1 protein-coding gene is annotated in these 2,390 nt (G+C 42.0%); it reads left to right on the top strand.

What is annotated here, in order from left to right; translation table 11 throughout:
- Window positions 1–2,390: COG1361 family protein (locus tag BUB28_RS17065; protein WP_175547839.1), on the top strand; the 2,390-nt coding region annotated here is incomplete at both ends.

Genomic DNA, 2,390 nt, shown 5'->3' on the forward strand with positions numbered 1-2,390 from the left:
AAGAAACCTACTACAACCACAACGACCAAGGTAACTACTACAACAAAGAAACCTACTACAACCACAACGACCAAGATAACTACAACAAGCAAGCCAACCACCACAACCACAAACAAACCAACCACAACAACATCAACGACCACAAAGCCAATAATAACCGAGACCACTACTACAACACAGCCTGTACTCAGAGTTGACGGTGAACTTCATGTTAAGCCAATGACTGAGAACGAGGTAAGAGCAAGAGGCATTGATATCAGAAATCCTGAAAACTTCAATTGCGTACAGTACTCTATCGAGGCTGACTTTGAGGCATCAGGTGTTGTATTCAACAGAATAGTTCAGTGGGACGAAGGTTATGAACCTATCAATTATGTATACCTTGAGGTCGACGGACATGAGCCTCTGCTTATAACCGACAGACGGTATGTATATGTAGATGAGATCCACGCACACGTTATCCACGAAGAAACAGTTGATGAGGATATGTACCTTATCATCTACGGCGAGAGCAAGTGGCTGAAGGAATTCTATGACGTTCAGCTCATCGTAACAAATAAGGGTACAGGTACTCTTACAGATTGTAAGGCTACGCTCAATGTACCTGACGGACTTACACTTGTTGACGGAAATACTATTGAAGGCATCGGCGAAGTTGCTCCTAATCAGGTAGTTACAAAGAACTGGTGTGTACGCGGCGATAAGGCTGGCGACTATTCACTTTCAGCTGTATTTTCAGGTATGAACGGCACACAGCCATTCTCACTCACTTACAGATCACAGGAAAATCTCCACGTATATTCATACGACGCACTCAAGATGATAGTTGAAGTTCCTTCACTTTCATACTATGGAAAGAATTATCCTATAAAGATAACTCTCAAGAACGTATCAGACAAGCCTGTATACAACCTTGAAACTACTATTAAGAAAAAGCAGCAGGGTTCAACAGCAACACTTTACTTCACAAATCTTGACACAGACGGCAACCTTACTTCACTTGGTGCAATAACCAAGGAAGAGAAGATCTATTCAAGAGGCGGCAAACATTATATCCCGGTTGATCTTAAACCTCGTCAGGCTGTAACTTATACAGTAAATGTACCTGATATGTGGGCTTCAGTATTTGAGAGATATGTCTCATCTTATGACTACGACAGAAATGCAAGTCTGATACTTCAGGTATTGGAGGATCGTCCTGAGCTTATGAGCGTAGACGGTATCCGTGATGTATTTGAAGCAGCTGTAGGCGAAATGCCTGTAGAGCATATCCTGAAGGACGTTATTGTTCAGTTCTACGGTTCAAACCCACTTGACTGCGAGATCAAGATCAAGCAGCTCACTCCTGACCAGGATATACCTGTAAGAAGAGTAGCATCAAACACAGCTAACCAGCTGGTAAGCCAGATATTCTTTGATGCATACAAGCACGCAGACAAGACAATTAACCAGTACACAAGATTCAGTGATAACTTTATCATTAGTGTAACAGATACTTCTACATTCTTCATTAATGACTTCGATGATTATATCAACAGATATAACAGAAATCTCTTACCATTTACTGATGAACTGAACCTTATTATCCATTCACACGGAGAGCTTCCTACAAATATCAGAATTGAAGCAGACGTGATCCGCAGCTATGCTCCTTTCGCATATGGCAAGATCAAGGCAGAAGCAAGCAATTCGTTCACACTTGCTGATATCAACGGCACAGAACTCAATGAGGACGGTTCACTTACTGTAAAGGGCGATACTATCATCAGAGTAAGCTCAGATCAGATAGGTGCAAATGGTAAGCTCATAGTTGACTACTCAGACGGCAAGACAGAAGAGATCAATGTACGCAATGTCAAGAAGCACGAGTGCCAGTCAACAAGTGATTATTCACTTGTAGCAGCTCCTAAGAACGGCAAGGTAGGACTTGCAGTCAAGAGATGCGATACCTGCGGCGAGATCTTTGACAGCGTAACAATCAATCCTAAGGCAGTTGCAATGCTCAGCAAGAATATGACATATGCTGATGTTAAGGTAGCTGTTGAGGACGCTGTTAAGGACGGCAAGAAGACAGAGCTTTCACTCTTCGGCAATATCACGATAGCATCTGATGTTGAGATACCTGATTATGTTGACGTTCTTATTGCTCCTGATACAAATATCACTGTAAAGAACGGTGCTAAGCTTGTAGCTAAGGGCGAGGTAAATGACTTCAGCGGACGCAAGTATAATCTCACAGGCAATGGTCCTATCGTAGCAACAACAACTACAACAACAAATACTACTACAACAACTACTACAACTACAACAACTACTTCATCAACATCAAAGCCAACTACAACATCTACTACATCAACTACAACAACATCAAAGCCAACTACAACATCTAC

This window comes from Ruminococcus flavefaciens (assembly GCF_900143025.1).
GTDB lineage: Bacteria > Bacillota > Clostridia > Oscillospirales > Ruminococcaceae > Ruminococcus > Ruminococcus flavefaciens_I.